Annotated in this window: 1 protein-coding gene; it reads left to right on the plus strand. The window is 70.6% G+C overall.

Features of this window, described 5'->3' with window-relative positions; all coding sequences use genetic code 11:
* Positions 1-489 precede the first annotated feature (489 nt).
* Positions 490-1,228 (plus strand): MobV family relaxase (mobV, locus tag G3R48_RS17035; protein ID WP_212593422.1); only part of this gene is annotated, 739 nt, incomplete at its 3' end.

The raw sequence follows: 1,228 nt of genomic DNA on the forward strand, positions 1-1,228 counted from the left end.
CCTTGACCCGCCTTCCACTCCGGCGCTGTCGGAAATTTCCTACCCGGCCATGAGGCGATTTCCGACACGCCAGCGGGCCACTGGCTGACGCCTTCAGCGGAGGGCAGGGTCAAGGGCGCGCCCGCAGGCCGCAGCCCGGAGCGAAGCGCAGGGACCGGGCGAGGACGCGGGCGAAGCCGAACCCTTGACGCTGACCGCAGCGCCCCAGCCTGTGCGAGTGGGGGCAGGGACGAAGGGCGAAGCCCGCCACCCCTGCCCCCCGAGCCTCCCGGCGGCGAGGGTGGGGAGTCCAGAGGGGCAAAGCCCCTTTGGGCAAGGCCGAAGGCCGCCGCAGGAGCAAGCCCGAAGGGCGCTGCAACCGCCGCAGGCGGGCACGACTTTGCTTCGCAAAGTCTAGTGAGTACACTATCATCTGATAGTGTCCCGCCGGAGGCACCGCCTTGCGCTGCCCCGACTGGCCGGATTCGGACACCAAGGGGAGGGGCAGGCATGGCGGCCTACGCGATCATGCGATGCAAGAAGCTGGCGACGATGGGCAGCGTGGCGGCGGCGTTGCAGCACTGCTACCGCGAGCGCGAAACGCCCAACGCTGACGCCGAACGCACGCCGGACAACGAGCACCGGGCGGCCACCTCAACCGATGCGGCGATGGGGCGGCTGCGCGAGTTGCTGCCGGAGAAGCGGCGCAAGGACGCGGTGCTGGCGGTCGAATACGTGATGACGGCCAGCCCGGAATGGTGGGCCAAGGCCACGCCCCAGCAGCAGGCCGCGTTCTTCGACCAGGCGCAGGGCTGGCTGGCGGCCAAATACGGCGCGGATCGCATCGTGACGGCCAGCATCCACCGCGACGAGGCCACCCCGCACCTGTCGGCCTTCGTCGTGCCGCTGACGCAGGACGGGCGGCTGTCGGCCAAGGAGTTCATCGGTGGCCGCGACAAGATGCGGGCCGACCAGACCAGCTTTGCCGAGGCGGTGAGGGATCTCGGGCTGGAACGCGGCATCGAGGGCAGCCGGGCCACCCATCAGCGCGTCCAGAGCTACTACGGCGCCATCGAGCGCCAGCCCGGGCACGCCACCATCACGCCGCAGGCCATCGAGCCGCGGGTGCTACGCAAGGGGATTTTCTCGAAGGACGTGGAGACGCCGGAGGCCGTGGCCGCCCGCGTGACCGCTGCCGTCAGGGAAGGGTATGGCCCGACCGTCGCAGCGGCCGCAGGAGCGCGTCAGG

Source organism: Shewanella intestini (assembly GCF_018221465.1).
Classification (GTDB): Bacteria; Pseudomonadota; Gammaproteobacteria; order Enterobacterales; family Shewanellaceae; genus Shewanella; species Shewanella intestini.